Here is a 15,589-nt window from a genome sequence, read left to right as displayed (position 1 = left end):
TCAGGCTGCCTGTGTTATGGCAAGCATTTCTTCCTTTCGAATGGGTTTATTGCGGAAATCAATGGTGTGATGCGTGCGGGATTTAAAGGATTCCCACTGTTGCCGGTCGTAAGCGTCAATAGAGGAAGTAACGATGTTAATGCGTATTCGGCGGTCTGTGGGAAGGGTAATGAATTCTTCCAGGAATTGCCAGCCGTCCATGATGGGCATATTGATATCCAGAAAGATCACTTCGGGAAGGGCCTCCTTATTGGCAATCATATCCCTCAGGCCATCAATGGCCAGCTTTCCATTCATATAGGTGTGTATGGTTTCACTCAAATCAAATGCCTTTAGCATTTTTTTGATTCCAAAGACAGTAATCGGGTCGTCATCAATTATACAAACTGCATTAATTTTTGTCATCAAAATAAATTTTGAAAGTGGTTCCCTTGCCCACCTCACTGCTGGCGGTAATTTTTCCGTTCATGGCTTCAATCTGATTTTTTGTGATATATAGCCCAATTCCTCTTGCATCTTTGTGTGAGTGAAAGGTCTTGTACATTCCAAAGAGCTTATCCCCGTATTTATCCAGGTCAATCCCCAGGCCATTGTCTTCTATGGCCAGTTCAAGGAAGTTTTTATTTTTTCTGGCAGATAGCCGGATAATCGGATCGCGCTCCGGATGCTTGTATTTTACCGCATTGGTCAGGAAGTTCATCAGGATGCTGTCCAAATAGGCAGGGACAACCCTCACCCGGGTACCTTTAGGAATTTCATTCTTTATACTCGCATTGTGGTTGATCAGATAGGCGGAAAGCGTTTTCTCCAAAGCCTTGACCCTTTCATTCAGGCAGACACTGACCTTTTCAATGTTTACATTGGTGTTAATGGCAACTACCTCGTTGAGGTTATCCAGGGTATCCAGCAGGTTGTCTGATGCTTCTGTAAGCATGTGGATGATGCGGTTCTTCTCTTTGGGATCTTCCTCAGAAACCAGGAAATCCAGTAACATGGAGAAGTTTGCAGTGTGGGAACGCAGATTATGCGATACAATATGAGCGAAATTGATCAGTTTTTTGTTCTGCTGGGAAGTGACGTTAATCAGGTCCCTGAGTTCTGCCTCTTTTTGTTTGAGGTCTGAAATATCAAGACTGATTCCCATTAATCCGTAAACCTCATTATTCTGGTCGTAAAGTGGGATTTTGGAAGTCAGAAAATGAGTGACAGAGCCGTCTTTACGAACGGAAATAGTTTCCTTTCCGAGAATGGAGGCCCCGTTATTCATTACGTATAAATCCTCGTCCCTGGAAAGCTGGGCGATATTATTATCGTACAAATCAAAATCTGATTTTCCAAGCAGCTGGTCTGCGTTGGTGAAACCCATGTAAGAGCACTCTGCCTTGTTTACAAGTATTTTCCGGGACTCCAGATCTTTTATATACAGGTTAAGGGGAAGGTTATCGACAACTGTCCGCAGTAATTTTTCACTTTCCCGGGTTTTGATCTCAGATTCGCTGATGTTGGTCACATCCTGGATGGTTCCTATCAGGCCTATGTATTCCCCGTTTTTATAGAGAGGTTTCCCGGCCGCTATTATCCACTTTTCGTGCCCGCCAGCCGTAACGATCTGTAGTTTTTCGCTCCAGGAAGAACCTGTTTCAATGGCTTTGTACACAATCATTGAGATGGTATTCCTGCTGTAGCCTTCTTTGTAAAATTCTATGGCGCTCTCCAGGCTGGGCTCATAATCTTCAGGCACTTCGTGAATTTGTTTGGTCATGGGGCTCCAGCTGAGCTCATTGTGAAGGGCATTGAATTCCCAGCTGCCTATTCCCGCAATTTCTGACTTGGTATCCAGCAGGATACGCGTTTTATCGTGCTCCAGTTCTTTCTTTATCCGTTGGGTAACATCGTCGGTCTGTATGATGATCCCGCAAATATTTTCCTTATTGTCAAACCAGGGCTCATTGATCCATTCAAACCAGGTTTCATTTTTTTCTGCATCTATATGCCGGTCTATGCCGGTAGTGCCCCTGCGACCCCTCAGGCAGGAATTGAGGACTTCCAGCCACTCTTTGGAGGCATCCGGGAATAAGTCAAGAATAGATACTCCCATAACATCGGATCCTTCAAAACCGAAGGCTTCAATCCAGGAATCCGAAACCAGAACCACTTCTAATTTGGTGTTCAGAAAAACGGTAGGCCTGGGAAGCTGTTTGATCAGATAATTCTGGGATCTTGTATCTGTTCCCTTCAACATATTGTCGTAATTTCCTACCAAAGTAAATGGAATATTCGTCATATTTGAAGGAATGTTGTGTAATCCCGGTTTAACGTGGTGATTCCTGTTTTTTAAGCGGTTGCAGATCGAAATTATATAAAAAAGGAGAAAAATCCTACAAATATCAAAAAGTCTTTTTTGTAGAAAGCAAGGCTGAGGGGTCTAGATTCTAACGGTATCCGGGACCAAACCGGTATAATCTCCCCCGTTCCGAATAACATCCCTGACGATGGAGGAACTGATATAGGATTTTCCTGATGAGGTAAGCAGGAAGACTGTTTCAATTTCTGATAGCTTCCGGTTGGTATGCGCTATGGCTTTTTCAAATTCAAAATCTGCCGGATTTCTCAGGCCCCTCAATATGAATTGAGCATCCACCTTCCTGCAAAAATCTACGGTAAGCCCACTGTAGGTTTTAACCTGTATTCGCCGCTCATCTTTAAAGGCTTCCTTTATAAACCGCATTCGGTCTTCCAGGGAAAACATATAGGACTTTTCGGCATTTTCACCAATGGCAATAACCACTTCATCAAAAAGGGAGATGCCCCTTTGAATAATATCGTAATGGCCCAGGGTGATTGGATCGAAGGATCCCGGAAAGATAGCGCGCTTCATTTGGTCTGTTGTCTTTACAGCCTAAAATTAGGGTTTTTTCCCCAAAGCTTCCTCAATGGCACTCCCGAAGAGTTCCGGCATGGAGATCCCCGCTTCCCTGGCCTGTTGGGGAAGGATACTGGCCCGGGTAAGGCCCGGGGTAGTATTCATTTCCAATAAATGCGGAATACCATCCACCACGATAAATTCGCTACGGCTGTAGCCTTCCATCTTTAATACATCGTAGATAAATTCCGCCATATCGGCAACCTTCCTGTGAACTTCAGCTTTAATTCTGGCCGGGGTTATTTCCTGTGATTTTCCCTCATATTTGGCTGCGTAGTCAAAAAAATCATTTTCGGAAACTATTTCAGTAATTGGGAGAACCGTTGTCTTCCCCTGATAGCGGATCACCCCAACGGAAACCTCCGTTCCCTCCAGCGCTTTTTCTATGAGGACCTGCTGGTCTTCCTTAAAGGCGACCTCCAGGGCCCGCCCGAGTTCTTCTGCCTTCCTGACCAGGCTGATCCCGAAGCTGCTGCCCGCCCTATTGGCCTTTACAAAACAGGGTAAGCCCACTGTGCTGATGATTTCGGCTTCGCGGACCTCCTGTCCCATATCCAGGGAATACGAGGGAGCACATGGAATACCGTATGCTTTCAGTACCCTAAGCAAGTCCCTTTTATTAAAGGTGAGTGCTGCCTGATAATAACCACAAGAGGTATGCGGCATCTCCAGCAGCTCAAAATAAGCCTGCAGCATGCCATCTTCCCCCGGGCTTCCGTGAATAGCATTAAAAACACAATCGAAATGAAGGGTATCACCTGAAAGCACAGCGGAAAAATCATGCCGGTCAATAGGGATCTCGGCCTCCTTATCATCGAGCAGTACCCATTTATCTTTGCTTATCACCACCCGGTAGGGTTCATATCGATTGCGGTCCAGTGATTCATAAACGACCTGTCCGCTTTGCATTGATATGCCATATTCGCTGGAAAACCCTCCCATAACAATGGCTATTTTCTTTTTCATTGGCTGCATTCGGATACGTTAATTCCCCGTTATAGTGGTTACCAAAATAAATAAAAACAAGTGGGTTTCCTATATTTGTGAACTGAATAAATGAGGTATGCGAAACTTCCTTAATTTTTTACGGTCAAAAGTTTTTTTGACCCAACTGGCTTTGGCCCTTGTAGCGGTAGTTATATGCAGCTTTCTGGCACTGCAATGGTTGAAAAGCTCCACGCGCCACGGAGAATTTGTGGTAGTCCCGGATCTTGCCCGTTTATCCGTTCCTGAAATGCGGGAAGTCATTGAGGAGGCTGATTTGCGATACGAGGTGGTGGATTCGGCAAATTTTGACCCCGAATACCCGCGTTTCTCCATTATTGAACAAAACCCGCCTGCAGGAAACAAGGTAAAGACTAACCGGAAGATTTACGTAACCGTAAACCCTTCAGGGTATAAAAAAGTGACTATCCCGGATATCATCCAGGTGACGCAGCGCAATGCCACTTCCATGCTAAGGGCGGTTGGGCTTGACGTGCAGCGGGTAACGTATATAGATGAACTCGGTAAGGATATGGTATACCGCATCCGCTACCAGGGAAAATATATCAACCCGGGAGAAAAATTGCCTAAGACCTCCAAAATTGAATTGATCTGCGGAAATGGGACCATCCCTGACCAGGCCAGGATAAAAGCTGATTCCAACTAGTGATGACGGCTGCCGAACAGGAAGAAAACGGAGAAGACGAGCTGTACGAACATTATAGTTTTACGGCTTCCCCCGGGCAGGAACCCCTGCGGGTAGACAAATACCTCATGAACTTTGTTGAAAATGCCACCCGCAACAAGATACAGCAGGCGGCACGGGCCGGAAATATACGGGTCAATGAACAGGTAGTAAAACAAAATTACCGCGTAAAGGCAGGGGATGTGGTCCGCGTGCTCTTTGAGCATCCACCCTATGAATTCCTTCTGACCCCTGAGAATATCCCCCTTAATATCGTTTATGAAGACGAGGAGCTGTTGGTTGTAAACAAACCGGCCGGAATGGTAGTGCATCCTGGCCACGGGAATTATTCCGGAACGCTGGTTAACGCCCTGGCTTACCATTTTGAATCACTTCCTTTAAATTCAGATAAGCGACCCGGGCTGGTACACCGCATTGATAAGGATACCTCCGGGCTGCTGGTAATTGCAAAAACGGAAGGAGCCATGACATCTCTATCCCGTCAGTTTTTCGATAAGACTACCCAAAGGGAATATCTGGCTTTGGTCTGGGGGAATGTGGAGGATGATTCGGGGCGCATTGAAGGCGCTATAGGCCGCAATCCCAAGAACCGTCTACAAATGCAGGTTTTTCCGGAAGGGGAGCAGGGTAAAGATGCAGTTACACACTACCAGGTTTTGGAGCGATTCGGGTACGTAAGCCTTGTTTCCTGCAGGCTGGAAACCGGCAGGACGCATCAGATCAGGGTCCATATGAAGTATATAGGCCATACCCTGTTCAATGATGCCCGTTACGGCGGAGACAGGATCCTTAAAGGGACTTCCTTTACCAAATACAAACAATTTGTTGAAAATGCCTTCAAATTGCTTCCGAGGCAGGCACTTCACGCGCATACCCTCGGTTTTGAACATCCCGTAACCAAGAAGCAGCTTTTCTTTAAGGCTGAATTGCCGGAAGATATGAATGCCTGTATTGAGAAATGGCGGCATTATGCCAAACACCAGCAGGACTTATAAAGGGAGCTGATAATGTTATAAAAAAGTCTTTTTAAAGGAAGGCAAACTTATATATAGCGGTTAGTACCTTTACCTGATAAATTGAATGAAAAGATGAAAATCGTAATTTCTCCTGCTAAATCTTTGGATTTAGAAACGGCATTGCCCACGCAAGTACACAGCCTTCCCGAATTTCTCGAGCAGGCACAGCGAATAAATAAGGCCTTAAAACCCAAAAAGCCAGGAACCCTTAAAAAGCTGCAAAATATTTCCGAACAGCTTGCGGAACTCAACTGGCAGCGGAACCAGGATTTCAGCCTGCCTTTTAGCCCTGAAAATTCCAGACCAGCTGTTTTTGTATTTAACGGGGATGTTTATCAGGGGCTGGACGCCTACAGCCTGAATGAAGATCAAATTGCAAGTATGCAGGAACGCCTGCGGATCCTCTCCGGCCTCTATGGTGTCCTGAAACCACTGGACCTTATTCAGCCCTATCGGCTGGAGATGGGAACGGATATTAAAATTGGCAGGAAAAAAAACCTTTACGAATTCTGGAAACAGACAATTACCAACAGCCTGAACGAGGAACTGGAAGAAGGGGAATTATTCATCAACCTGGCCAGTAATGAATATTTTAAGGCAGTTGATTCCAAAAAGCTGAAAGTGCCTGTAATCAGTCCTGTATTCAAAGACTGGAGTAAGGATAAATTGCGCGTTATCAGTTTCTTTGCAAAGAAGGCCAGAGGTTCTATGGTCCGCTATATTCTTGATAAGGACGTTAGCAGCCTGGAAGACTTGCTGGCTTTTGACTATGACGGTTATCAATACAGCAAGGAACATACCCTGAAAGCGAATCAGCCCGTTTTTGTGCGATAAGATCAAGGTTCGAATCACCCATAAGGTTTATGCTTGAAATTCCGAATAGGCTCAGGCTTTTCCCTTGGGGCTGATTTTTTCTTCAACCCGGGTTCGCTTTCGAATTTTCCGGGGCCTGCGTGCCCCGTATGACTTATTCTGGATTTTCCCTCTTTTTGTCTTTTTATCTCCTTTTCCCATGGTTTTTCAATTTGTATTTAATACACTTAGGCAGTTCTAATAAATTAATAAAAATAAGGGGCAGGACAAAGTAAATCCCCTATTATTTATGTGCTAAGTGCAATTCCATGTTTCTTCACAAACATCCATACGAGCCCTATCTCTTCGAAGGCGTCCGCAAATTAATTGTAGGAACGCTTCCCCCGCCCCGTTTCAGTATGGGTTTGCTCAAGGATGGGGATGTAGATTTCTGCTACGGCAGCCGGGATGGACAACTATGGAAAATTCTGGACAGATTGTTTGATCTGGATCTACCCTTTGAAACCAGCCAGCGGGCTATAGAGGCCCGAAAAACCTTTTTGCGCAGGCGTAAAATCGGGATTTGCGATGTGGTTGCCCGTGCCCAGCGGGAAAAGATAGATGCCTCGGATGCAGGGATGTCAAATATTGAATTGAGGGATATGCTGGGGTATATCAGGGAGTATCCAACTATAGATACGCTCCTCTTTACGGGGGGAAACAGTAAGAATGGTCCGGAATATTTGTTCCGCAGGATTTTAAAGGAAAAAGGTATAAAACTTGCCCGTATAAGTGATGAAATCCCCAGAATCCACGAATTTGAAATAGCGGATTCTCGGGAAGAGAAAAGAATTATCAGGACGGTATCCCTGACGGCTCCTTCAGGTTCTGCCAACCGCGCGGTGGGCAGCTTGCAGGAATACAAGGCGCGTAAGGAAGAAGACCAGGGATATGATACCCTGCAATTCAGAATGGATCAATACAAACCATTTTTCTAGCCCGGATTGTTGGTTTTGTAGACTTCTTATCATATTTTGTTCGCACTGCCAGACAGCTGTTGGCAGATTCAAACTAATATTGGACCTTTATTCGTCTCAAGTCAGTGGAATACGTGAGCAGGGTTTTTAAAAAAGGGATACTACTATATGAGCCAGGGGCAACGATTAAAAGAATTTCAGAAGTCAGTTAGGAATAAATTCAATGTCTACAACAGCCTGTTCCTGAATTTGCCCTATACCAACATGGAGCATGTTGGGATTTTTGTGCCGCTGTTGTTCAGGCAATGTGAGCATGGCCTCAATTCGGGGAAGAATCCCAAGGAAATATTAGAGACCTTCTTTGACAGTTTGCCGGGCTTTGATACAGAGAAGGAACGCATTGATTTTATGTTCCGCATTATTCAGTATGTGGAACGCCAGGTGGTGCTTTACGACAGTGTGGAAGACGCAGCCTTCCCGAAGCTGCATGCGCATACAGAATCCCTTTCCATAAGGGACTATTTTCAGCTGGCCCGGAAAAATAAACGCTGGGACAGGGTTTCAAAAAAACTGGAAACTTTCAGTGCCCGTATCGTACTGACTGCGCATCCTACCCAGTTTTATACCCCCGCGGTGCTCGATATTATCTCAGAATTGCGAAGCCTGATCCTGGAGAATAAAATTGACGAAATAGACGTAACGCTTCAGCAACTGGGGCTAACCTCTCTGATCAACCGCCGCAAACCCACCCCGCTGGACGAAGCCAAAAACATTATTTACATCCTCAGGTATGTTTATTACGATGCGGTAGGTGAACTTTATGATTATATCAAAGGCAGTTTTGAAAAGGGTAATTACCATAACCCGAATATCATCAAACTGGGCTTCTGGCCAGGCGGAGACCGGGATGGGAACCCCTATGTAACGGCGGCCATTACAAGGGATGTGGCAGACGAGCTGCGGACGACCCTGATGAAGTGCTATTACAATGACCTGAAACTGCTACAAAGGAGAATATCCTTTAACGGGGTACAGGAACTGTTGCAACAATTGCGCAATGAAGTGTACGTTGCCATGTTCGATAAGAAGAAAACCATGGACTACAAGGATATTCTGCAACAACTGGAAGCCGCACGTACAATCCTGAAAGATAACTACCACAGTCTTTACCTTAAGGAGTTGGATCGGTTTATCAATAAGGTTTATCTTTTCAAGACCCATTTTGCAGCATTGGATATCCGGCAGGACCACAGTATCCACCTGAAAACCGTAACCCAAATTCTTATAAAAGCGGGCTTTGTCAAAGAAAGTTTGGAAGAGCTTACAGACGACGAATTAACACGCATCCTGCTTAAAGAAAAGCTTGCCCCGGATCCGGCAGCTTTTGAGGACCAGCTGGTCAGGGATACCCTTGTGAACATCGCCCAGTTAAAAGAAATCCAGCAAATAAACGGGGAGGATGGCTGTAATCGGTATATTATCAGTAATTCAGAAAGCATCTATTCCGTATTGTTTGTACATGCTTTGTTTAGATGGTCCGGTTGGGATGCAGACAGCATCACCTTCGACATTATCCCGCTTTTTGAAACGATGAAGGGGATGGATACTTCGGAAGCTACCATGCAGTCACTCTTTGATCTTCCTGAATATCGCAGACATGTCTCCTTCCGTGGGGAAGTGCAAACCATCATGCTCGGGTTTTCGGACGGTACCAAAGACGGGGGCTATCTGAAAGCCAACTGGTCTATTTTCAAGACCAAGGAACAGCTCTCACAGGTTTGCAGGAGGAATAAGATCAAAGCCATCTTCTTTGATGGCAGGGGAGGCCCACCCGCCAGGGGAGGGGGTAAAACGCATCGCTTTTATGCAGCCCAATCCAAGAAAATAGCAAACCACGAATTACAACTGACAGTACAGGGGCAAACCATAACTTCCACCTTTGGCACCAAGGAGTTGTTTATGCACAATTCGGAACAGTTGCTTACAGCGGGCTTGTCCAATACCATTTTCGGGAAGGAAAATATTATAACAGCCCAGCAGCGGCAGTTAATAGAAAAGCTTTCAAAGATCAGTTTTGATAAGTACGACGCCCTGAAAAAGCATCCCATGTTTATCCCATATCTTGAAAACCGGAGCACCCTCAGGTTTTACACCAATGCTAACATAGGGAGCCGGCCCGGAAAAAGGGGCAATAAGGAAAAACTGGAATTAAGTGACCTGAGGGCTATTTCTTTTGTGGGCTCCTGGAGCCAGCTAAAACAGAATGTACCGGGTTATTTCGGAATCGGAACCGCCTTAAATAGCCTGAAAGATGCTGGCAGGTTGTCAGACTTAAAAAAACTGTACCGGGAAGTTCCCTTTTTCAAGGCCCTGATGCTCAATAGTATGATGTCTTTACGCAAGAGTTATTTTGAGCTGACCCGTTATATGAAAGACGATCCCAAGTACGGGGCATTCTGGAATATTCTGTATGAGGAGTACCGCCTTTCCAAGAGGATGCTTCTACAGATCTCTGGCAGCAAGGAGCTTATGGAAAATGAATCGGTATCCAGGGAATCCATTAAGATCCGGGAAAATATAGTCTTGCCCCTGCTGGTGATCCAGCAATATGCGTTGCAGAAGATCGGGGAGGACACTGAAAACAAGGAAGTGTACGAGAAGATAGTTACGCGTTCACTCTACGGAAATATCAATGCGAGCCGGAATTCGGCCTGATTGAAATAAGTCATGCAAGGCAGCGTTCAAAATAATAGAGTCCTAACTTAAATTGTAAAGGGATGGTGTACCAAATTACTTATCGTTCTTTAGCAAAAACAGATATCCGGGCAGAGGATATAGATGAAATCCTGCGGATTGCTAAAAAGAAGAACAGCCTCAGGGGGATAACGGGCTGTCTGGTCTTTAACCAGGGCTATTTTGTGCAGATCCTTGAAGGTTCGGAAAAGTATGTTAAGGAGGTCTACATCACCATAAAACAGGACCCGCGCCACAGTTTTGTAGAAATACTTTCTGAGGGTGAAATAGAGGAACGTTTGTTCGATAAATGGGATATGGCCTATGTGAATTTATCCGGGGGAATCCAAACCGAGAAAGAGAAGGCCATTGCCACAAGCGTTGCAGAAATAGATGCGCATTCCGGAAAATTCCGGCACACCACAAAAGTGTTCTGGTACAATGTTTATTCCCTCTTCCAGGAAAAGGGTTTCTACCGAAGCTGAGCTGACCGGGCTTAGGGAGCTGAACTGAGGATGGCATACATCGCCCTGATCCCATAAGAAATCTGACCGATCTTCAGGTTCTCATTTGGAGAATGCTGATTGTTATCCGGATTGACCACGGGCAGGATAAAAGCCGGCACCTTTAGGGCATTGATGAAGGGCGCGATGGGCACTGTACCTCCGGTGATTCGGATTTGCACCACCTGATCTTCAAAAGTTGTGCCGAGCGTTTCAACCAGATGCGTCCCGAAGCTATTATCCAGAGATGTGCGGAAGGCATCCGTGACCTCAGACTCGTTTACAGTTACCCATTTCGGATAAGCTGCCCGCATTTCTGCATCCGGGACCTTATCGGTAATCCGGTATCCCAGCCCTTCTATATGCTTTTTAACCAAAGACTTCATCCGGTCGCCTTTGGTTTCCGGTACCAGCCTCAGGTCTAATTCCGCAGTGGCTGTTGCCGGCACAATGGTTCGTGCCTGAGGGCCTGTCCAGGCCGAAGACATACCCCTAACATTCAGTGAGGGATATTGCAGGGCTTCCTGGTAAAAGGCTCCAACCTTGTCCGGCTCACTTATTTGGAGGGTCGAATTAATTTTTGCAGCATCGTCCGGTACGGCCTGCAAAATATTGCGTTCCGAATCGGTCAGTTCAATGCCGTCATAATACCCGGGGATGGTTACCCGGCCGTTTGCATCTTTCATGCTCGCCAGGATCTCAGCCATTTGAAAGGCCGGATTGGGGGCGTAGTTTCCGTAATGACCGCTGTGTTGAGGTCGTATGGGGCCATAGGTGGTAAGGCTCATGGTGGTAATGCCCCTGCACCCATAAACCAGAGTGGGTTTTCCCGAGTAATGCATAGGCCCGTCTCCGATAATCAGGTAGTCTGCTTCCAGCAAATCCTTATAGGTTTCCACGGCCTTGGGCAGCGGCTTGCTGCTGCGCTCCTCCTGTCCGTCAAGAATTACCTTAATGTTAAAAGGAAGCTCCACCTTATTCTTCTGAAGCAGGTCTATGGTGTTGAGGAACATTACAATGGGGCCCTTGTCATCGGAAACAGACCTTCCGAATAACCTCCAGGAGTAATCAATATCCTCGCTCAGTTCGGACAACGGCCTGTTTTCCCAGCTGCCGTCTTCACCGGCAGCTTTTAAAACAACCTTATAAGGGTTCGGCTGGTCCCATTTGGAGGGATCAACAGACTGCCCGTCAAAATGCATATACCACAAGAGGGTGGGCTTCCCGTTTTCCATTGGCAGGGCTGCAAAAAAAAGGGACTCCTCCTCGGTGGGCAAGACGCTGGTATTGAATCCGCGGGCGTTGAACTTTTGGGTGAGCCAGCTGATATTCCGGTTGATATCTGCATGGTCCAGGGCGTCATTGGGTATGGAAATAAAGTCAATTAATTCATCAATGGTATGGCGGACCTGGGCTTTAAGTTGGGCGTTATCCTGTCCGAAAACAGGAAAGGTTGCCAGACATAATAGGAGTAAAAGGGAGTTGCGCATGGGCCTTTATAATTTGTTTTTAAATCTAGCGAATTCTTTTGATAAAATCTGTTATGCCATTAATTCCGGACGCGGCCAGCGATTTGATAAAAGCGGAGCCGATAATCGCGCCTTTGGCGTAGCGCACAGCTGCCTCAAAACTCTCCCTGTCATGTATTCCGAACCCGACAACCTGAGGGTTTTTGAGTTGCATTGCTGCAATCCTTTTAAAATAATCCTCCTTATCCGATCCAAACTGGTCCTGTACCCCTGTGGTGCTGGCAGAACTCACCATATAAATGAAGCCGTCCGAAGCGGCATCAATTTGCCGGATACGCTCCTCGGAGGTCTGGGGCGTAATCAGAAATATCATTTTCAGGCCATAGCGTTCCAGAATGGGCTGGTATTCCCTTTGGTAAATATCAAGGGGCAGGTCCGGGAGGATCAGCCCGTCAATTCCGACTTCCCGGCATTTGCTGCAAAAGGCCTCTACCCCATACTGCAACACCGGGTTAAAATAGCCCATCAGGATCAGGGGGATGTGTATGCTATCCCGAACGTCTTTCAGCTGCTCGAAAAGTTTACTCGTTCCCATTCCATTTTTCAGGGCCTCGGTGGAACTTTGCTGGATGGTGGGGCCGTCTGCCAGCGGATCGCTGAAAGGGAGGCCTATTTCCACCATATCCACCCCGCTTTCCTGTAATTGCTTCAGCACCGGGAGGGTATCCTGTAGTTCAGGGTAGCCGGCCGTAAAATAAATTGACAGGAGTTTACCATCTTTTTGCATGGTGCTGTCAATACGATTCAGGGTTTGGGTTTTTTCACGCATCACAATTGGGATTCCTTAGGTCAGTTTAAAATAGTCAATATAGGTTTGCAGGTCTTTATCACCTCTTCCCGAGAGGTTGATGACCACAACTTCTTCCGGCTTAAAAGGCCGTTTTTCAAGTACTGCAAAGGCGTGTGAGGTTTCTATTGCCGGGATAATTCCCTCCAGTTCGGCAAGCTGCCTTCCGGCCAGCATGGCCTCGTCATCGGTAATGGAGATGAATTCTGCCCTGCCGCTGGTGTATAAATTGGCATGCATGGGGCCAACTCCGGGATAATCCAGCCCTGCAGAGATGGAATAGGGTTCCGTTATCTGTCCATCCTGCGTCTGCATCAGCAGTGTTTTACTGGCATGGATCACTCCTACTTTTCCCAGGGCCGAAGTAGCAGCACTGGCACCGGTGTCTATCCCTTTTCCTGCAGCTTCAACAGCAATAATTCCAACCTCAGGCTGGTCCAGGTAGTGGTAATAGGTTCCGGCAGCATTGCTCCCCCCACCCACGCAGGCAATCAAATAATCGGGTGCCGGCCGGCCCTCGGCTTCCTCCAGCTGCAATTGTATCTCTTCTGATATCACTGCCTGGAATCGAGCTACCATGTCCGGATACGGATGCGGCCCTACAACAGAACCGATAATGTAATGGGTGTCTACCGGGTTGTTGATCCAGTCGCGGATTGCTTCATTAGTGGCATCCTTCAGGGTACGGCTTCCCGAAACAGCAGCGCGCACTTCTGCACCCAGCATTTTCATCCTTGCAACATTCGGGGCCTGCCTGGCTATATCTACCTCCCCCATATAAACCACGCAGGGGAGCCCCATCAGGGCGCAAACGGTGGCTGTGGCAACGCCATGCTGTCCGGCTCCGGTTTCAGCAATGATTCGTTTTTTGCCCAATTTTTTAGCCAGCAGGATTTGCCCGATGGTGTTATTTACTTTATGTGCTCCCGTATGGCAAAGGTCTTCCCGTTTCAGATAAATTTTACACCCAAAGCGTTCCGAGAGGCGTTTGGCGTAATAAAGCGGGGTAGGCCTGCCCACGTAATCGCGGAGCAGATTGCGAAACTCTTCCTGAAAATCTTCTGAATACATGATCTCCAGATAGGAGGTACGCAGTTCCTCCACGTTTGGGTAAAGCATTTCAGGGATATAGGCTCCCCCGAATTCTCCGTAAAAACCGTTTTCATCTACATGATATGATTGCATAGCGTTTTTTTTATTGTTTAAGCTGAGGCGCCAGCGGGCGAATTTCCTCAATAAATTTTTTCAGGGTTTGTACATCCTTTTCGCCTGCCTGTATTTCAAATTTTGAATTCAGGTCAACCGCATGGCAGAACACAGCACTTTCCGTTTTTAGGAATTCCCGGATTTTAGGGATATCACCCGGGCCGATTCCCCCGCTCAGGAAAAAGGGTTTATCAAAAGGATAGCTCTTTAGCAGTTCCCAGTTAAATGCCCTGCCGGTTCCCCCGGGGAGCTTGCCCTTGGTGTCGAACAAAAAGTAATCGCACAGGCTAAGGTAAGGCTCAACATTCCCAAAATCGAAAGTATCACCCACAGAAAAGGCTTTTATTAAAAGTACCTTGCCTGCGTTGCACTCGTTTAATTCTTCCAGCAGCTCACGGCAGTAGGCCGGGCTTTCCGCACCGTGCAGCTGTACTCCATCCAGTTGGTGTTCCTCCATTTTTGCCCGGATATATTCTTTTGGAGCATCTACAAATACCCCAATACGCGGAATAAGCCCGCCAAGTTTTCCAGGCAGGGGATGCTTCAGGTTTCGTGGGCTTTTATCCCAGAAAATAAATCCCAGATAGTCGGGCCCTAATGCAGCCACTGCCTCGGGATTGTATTTCATGCCGCATACTTTTATTTTCATCCGGTCAGGGGTTTTACAAAGGCAGAGAGGGCTGCCCCCGGGTCTTTTTCTTTCATAAAGGATTCTCCCATCAGGAAGCCCTGGTAGCCAAAGGCCTTCAACTCCTGTAGCTGATCGGCTGAACCCAGCCCGCTTTCCGAAATTTTGAGATATGCATCGGGGATAGCCGAAGCCAGATTCCTGCTGGTATCCAGGCTTACTTCAAAAGTCTTAAGATTACGGTTGTTAACCCCTATCATATCCACTCCTGCCTGTAGGGCTGCTTCCAGTTCCAAAGCACCGTGAATTTCCACCAGAACCTCCAGCCCAAGGACCTGTGCTTCAGCGGCCAGGTCTGCTATCTGACCGGGAGACAGCAGGGCGGCAATCAGCAGGATGGCGTCTGCTCCATATGCCCGAGCTTCAGTAAGCTGATAAGAATCTATCATAAATTCCTTCCGTAAAATAGGCAGGCTGGTTGTGGCCCTGGCCAGCAGGAGGTCTTCAAGGGAGCCCCCAAAATATTTACCATCCGTAAGCACAGAAATACCGGCCGCACCGGCTTTTTCATATCCGGAAACCACCTCCTTTACACTGCAATCCTGATTGATCACAGCACGGGAAGGGGAGCGGCGTTTATGCTCTGCTATAATACCAAAACCTTTGTCCTGCAAAGCAGTTTTAAGAGAAACGCTGTCACGCATGAATAATGCAGTTTCCCGCAAGGATTCAAGAGGGACTACTTTCTTTTTTAACCTTACTTCTTCTTTTTTATCCGCCGCAATGCGATCTAATATATTCATGG

General features: G+C 46.8%; 16 protein-coding genes. 6 read left to right on the top strand and 10 right to left on the bottom strand.

Going from position 1 to position 15,589, the window contains the following annotated elements:
* From ACT6NU_RS01815 to ACT6NU_RS01800, 4 genes are all read right to left on the bottom strand, one after another.
* Complete coding sequence (locus ACT6NU_RS01815; protein ID WP_445382751.1) at nucleotides 1-405, bottom strand: response regulator; 405 nt, start codon at nucleotides 403-405, stop codon at nucleotides 1-3.
* Nucleotides 392-2,284: a PAS domain-containing sensor histidine kinase gene (locus ACT6NU_RS01810; protein ID WP_445382750.1), complete on the bottom strand. Its 1,893-nt coding sequence runs from the start codon at nucleotides 2,282-2,284 to the stop codon at nucleotides 392-394. Before ACT6NU_RS01810 ends, ACT6NU_RS01815 begins: the two co-directional genes overlap by 14 nt.
* A 141-nt stretch (nucleotides 2,285-2,425) precedes the next feature.
* Nucleotides 2,426-2,878, bottom strand: a complete 453-nt coding sequence (gene coaD / locus ACT6NU_RS01805; RefSeq protein ID WP_445382749.1) for a pantetheine-phosphate adenylyltransferase — start codon at nucleotides 2,876-2,878, stop codon at nucleotides 2,426-2,428.
* A 27-nt stretch (nucleotides 2,879-2,905) separates the two neighbouring features.
* The gene (locus tag ACT6NU_RS01800) at nucleotides 2,906-3,889 is read right to left on the bottom strand and encodes a D-alanine--D-alanine ligase (RefSeq protein ID WP_445382748.1); all 984 of its coding nucleotides are present in this window, start codon (nucleotides 3,887-3,889) and stop codon (nucleotides 2,906-2,908) included.
* A gap of 97 nt (nucleotides 3,890-3,986) precedes the next feature.
* Here ACT6NU_RS01800 and ACT6NU_RS01795 point away from each other — a divergent pair, with 97 nt between their 5' ends.
* The 3 genes from ACT6NU_RS01795 (at nucleotide 3,987) to yaaA (ending at nucleotide 6,463) form a co-directional block, all read left to right on the top strand.
* A complete protein-coding gene (locus ACT6NU_RS01795) occupies nucleotides 3,987-4,574 on the top strand; it encodes a PASTA domain-containing protein (RefSeq protein WP_445382747.1) in 588 nt (195 codons plus the stop codon).
* Between the two features lie 2 nt (nucleotides 4,575-4,576).
* A complete protein-coding gene (locus tag ACT6NU_RS01790; protein ID WP_445382746.1) occupies nucleotides 4,577-5,608 on the top strand; it encodes an RluA family pseudouridine synthase in 1,032 nt (343 codons plus the stop codon).
* A gap of 93 nt (nucleotides 5,609-5,701) precedes the next feature.
* Nucleotides 5,702-6,463, top strand: a complete 762-nt coding sequence (gene yaaA, locus ACT6NU_RS01785) for a peroxide stress protein YaaA (RefSeq protein ID WP_445382745.1) — start codon at nucleotides 5,702-5,704, stop codon at nucleotides 6,461-6,463.
* Between the two features lie 51 nt (nucleotides 6,464-6,514).
* Here the strand turns inward: yaaA and ACT6NU_RS01780 are convergent, their stop codons facing one another.
* Entirely contained in the window at nucleotides 6,515-6,643 is a 129-nt protein-coding gene (locus tag ACT6NU_RS01780; RefSeq protein WP_445382744.1) for a 30S ribosomal protein THX, read from the bottom strand.
* Nucleotides 6,644-6,750: 107 nt separating this feature from the next.
* On the opposite strand from ACT6NU_RS01780, the gene ACT6NU_RS01775 reads away from it, so the two are divergent.
* From ACT6NU_RS01775 to ACT6NU_RS01765, 3 genes are all read left to right on the top strand, one after another.
* The gene (locus ACT6NU_RS01775) at nucleotides 6,751-7,419 is read left to right on the top strand and encodes a uracil-DNA glycosylase family protein (protein ID WP_445382743.1); all 669 of its coding nucleotides are present in this window, start codon (nucleotides 6,751-6,753) and stop codon (nucleotides 7,417-7,419) included.
* 147 nt (nucleotides 7,420-7,566) lie between these two features.
* A complete protein-coding gene (locus ACT6NU_RS01770; protein ID WP_445382742.1) occupies nucleotides 7,567-10,113 on the top strand; it encodes a phosphoenolpyruvate carboxylase in 2,547 nt (848 codons plus the stop codon).
* 62 nt (nucleotides 10,114-10,175) lie between these two features.
* Complete coding sequence (locus tag ACT6NU_RS01765; protein ID WP_445382741.1) at nucleotides 10,176-10,616, top strand: BLUF domain-containing protein; 441 nt, start codon at nucleotides 10,176-10,178, stop codon at nucleotides 10,614-10,616.
* Between the two features lie 11 nt (nucleotides 10,617-10,627).
* Here the strand turns inward: ACT6NU_RS01765 and ACT6NU_RS01760 are convergent, their stop codons facing one another.
* From ACT6NU_RS01760 to trpC, 5 genes are read right to left on the bottom strand one after another with little or no spacing between them, the layout of a single operon-like run.
* Nucleotides 10,628-12,124, bottom strand: coding sequence for a M20/M25/M40 family metallo-hydrolase (locus ACT6NU_RS01760; protein WP_445382740.1), 1,497 nt, complete (start codon nucleotides 12,122-12,124; stop codon nucleotides 10,628-10,630).
* 25 nt (nucleotides 12,125-12,149) lie between these two features.
* Complete coding sequence (gene trpA / locus ACT6NU_RS01755) at nucleotides 12,150-12,932, bottom strand: tryptophan synthase subunit alpha (protein WP_445382739.1); 783 nt, start codon at nucleotides 12,930-12,932, stop codon at nucleotides 12,150-12,152.
* A 15-nt stretch (nucleotides 12,933-12,947) separates the two neighbouring features.
* Nucleotides 12,948-14,135 carry a tryptophan synthase subunit beta gene (gene trpB, locus ACT6NU_RS01750; RefSeq protein ID WP_445382738.1) on the bottom strand — a complete coding sequence of 396 codons (1,188 nt, stop codon included), beginning with the start codon at nucleotides 14,133-14,135 and terminating at the stop codon, nucleotides 12,948-12,950.
* A 10-nt stretch (nucleotides 14,136-14,145) separates the two neighbouring features.
* The gene (locus ACT6NU_RS01745) at nucleotides 14,146-14,805 is read right to left on the bottom strand and encodes a phosphoribosylanthranilate isomerase (protein ID WP_445382737.1); all 660 of its coding nucleotides are present in this window, start codon (nucleotides 14,803-14,805) and stop codon (nucleotides 14,146-14,148) included.
* Nucleotides 14,802-15,587, bottom strand: a complete 786-nt coding sequence (gene trpC / locus ACT6NU_RS01740) for an indole-3-glycerol phosphate synthase TrpC (protein WP_445382736.1) — start codon at nucleotides 15,585-15,587, stop codon at nucleotides 14,802-14,804. Before trpC ends, ACT6NU_RS01745 begins: the two co-directional genes overlap by 4 nt.
* Nucleotides 15,588-15,589: the final 2 nt, after the last annotated feature.

It is taken from the genome of Robiginitalea rubriflava, from assembly GCF_052540725.1.
The sequence above is the reverse complement of the archived record's forward strand: the minus strand, read 5'-3'. Positions and strand labels throughout refer to the sequence as shown.

Coding starts and splice junctions, on each gene's coding strand:
- ACT6NU_RS01815 (WP_445382751.1), bottom strand. CDS start 405: ATGACAAAAATTAATGCAGTTTGTATAATTGATGACGACCCGATTACT.
- ACT6NU_RS01810 (WP_445382750.1), bottom strand. CDS start 2,284: ATGACGAATATTCCATTTACTTTGGTAGGAAATTACGACAATATGTTG.
- coaD (WP_445382749.1), bottom strand. CDS start 2,878: ATGAAGCGCGCTATCTTTCCGGGATCCTTCGATCCAATCACCCTGGGC.
- ACT6NU_RS01800 (WP_445382748.1), bottom strand. CDS start 3,889: ATGAAAAAGAAAATAGCCATTGTTATGGGAGGGTTTTCCAGCGAATAT.
- ACT6NU_RS01795 (WP_445382747.1), top strand. CDS start 3,987: ATGCGAAACTTCCTTAATTTTTTACGGTCAAAAGTTTTTTTGACCCAA.
- ACT6NU_RS01790 (WP_445382746.1), top strand. CDS start 4,577: ATGACGGCTGCCGAACAGGAAGAAAACGGAGAAGACGAGCTGTACGAA.
- yaaA (WP_445382745.1), top strand. CDS start 5,702: ATGAAAATCGTAATTTCTCCTGCTAAATCTTTGGATTTAGAAACGGCA.
- ACT6NU_RS01780 (WP_445382744.1), bottom strand. CDS start 6,643: ATGGGAAAAGGAGATAAAAAGACAAAAAGAGGGAAAATCCAGAATAAG.
- ACT6NU_RS01775 (WP_445382743.1), top strand. CDS start 6,751: ATGTTTCTTCACAAACATCCATACGAGCCCTATCTCTTCGAAGGCGTC.
- ACT6NU_RS01770 (WP_445382742.1), top strand. CDS start 7,567: ATGAGCCAGGGGCAACGATTAAAAGAATTTCAGAAGTCAGTTAGGAAT.
- ACT6NU_RS01765 (WP_445382741.1), top strand. CDS start 10,176: ATGGTGTACCAAATTACTTATCGTTCTTTAGCAAAAACAGATATCCGG.
- ACT6NU_RS01760 (WP_445382740.1), bottom strand. CDS start 12,124: ATGCGCAACTCCCTTTTACTCCTATTATGTCTGGCAACCTTTCCTGTT.
- trpA (WP_445382739.1), bottom strand. CDS start 12,932: ATGCGTGAAAAAACCCAAACCCTGAATCGTATTGACAGCACCATGCAA.
- trpB (WP_445382738.1), bottom strand. CDS start 14,135: ATGCAATCATATCATGTAGATGAAAACGGTTTTTACGGAGAATTCGGG.
- ACT6NU_RS01745 (WP_445382737.1), bottom strand. CDS start 14,805: ATGAAAATAAAAGTATGCGGCATGAAATACAATCCCGAGGCAGTGGCT.
- trpC (WP_445382736.1), bottom strand. CDS start 15,587: ATGAATATATTAGATCGCATTGCGGCGGATAAAAAAGAAGAAGTAAGG.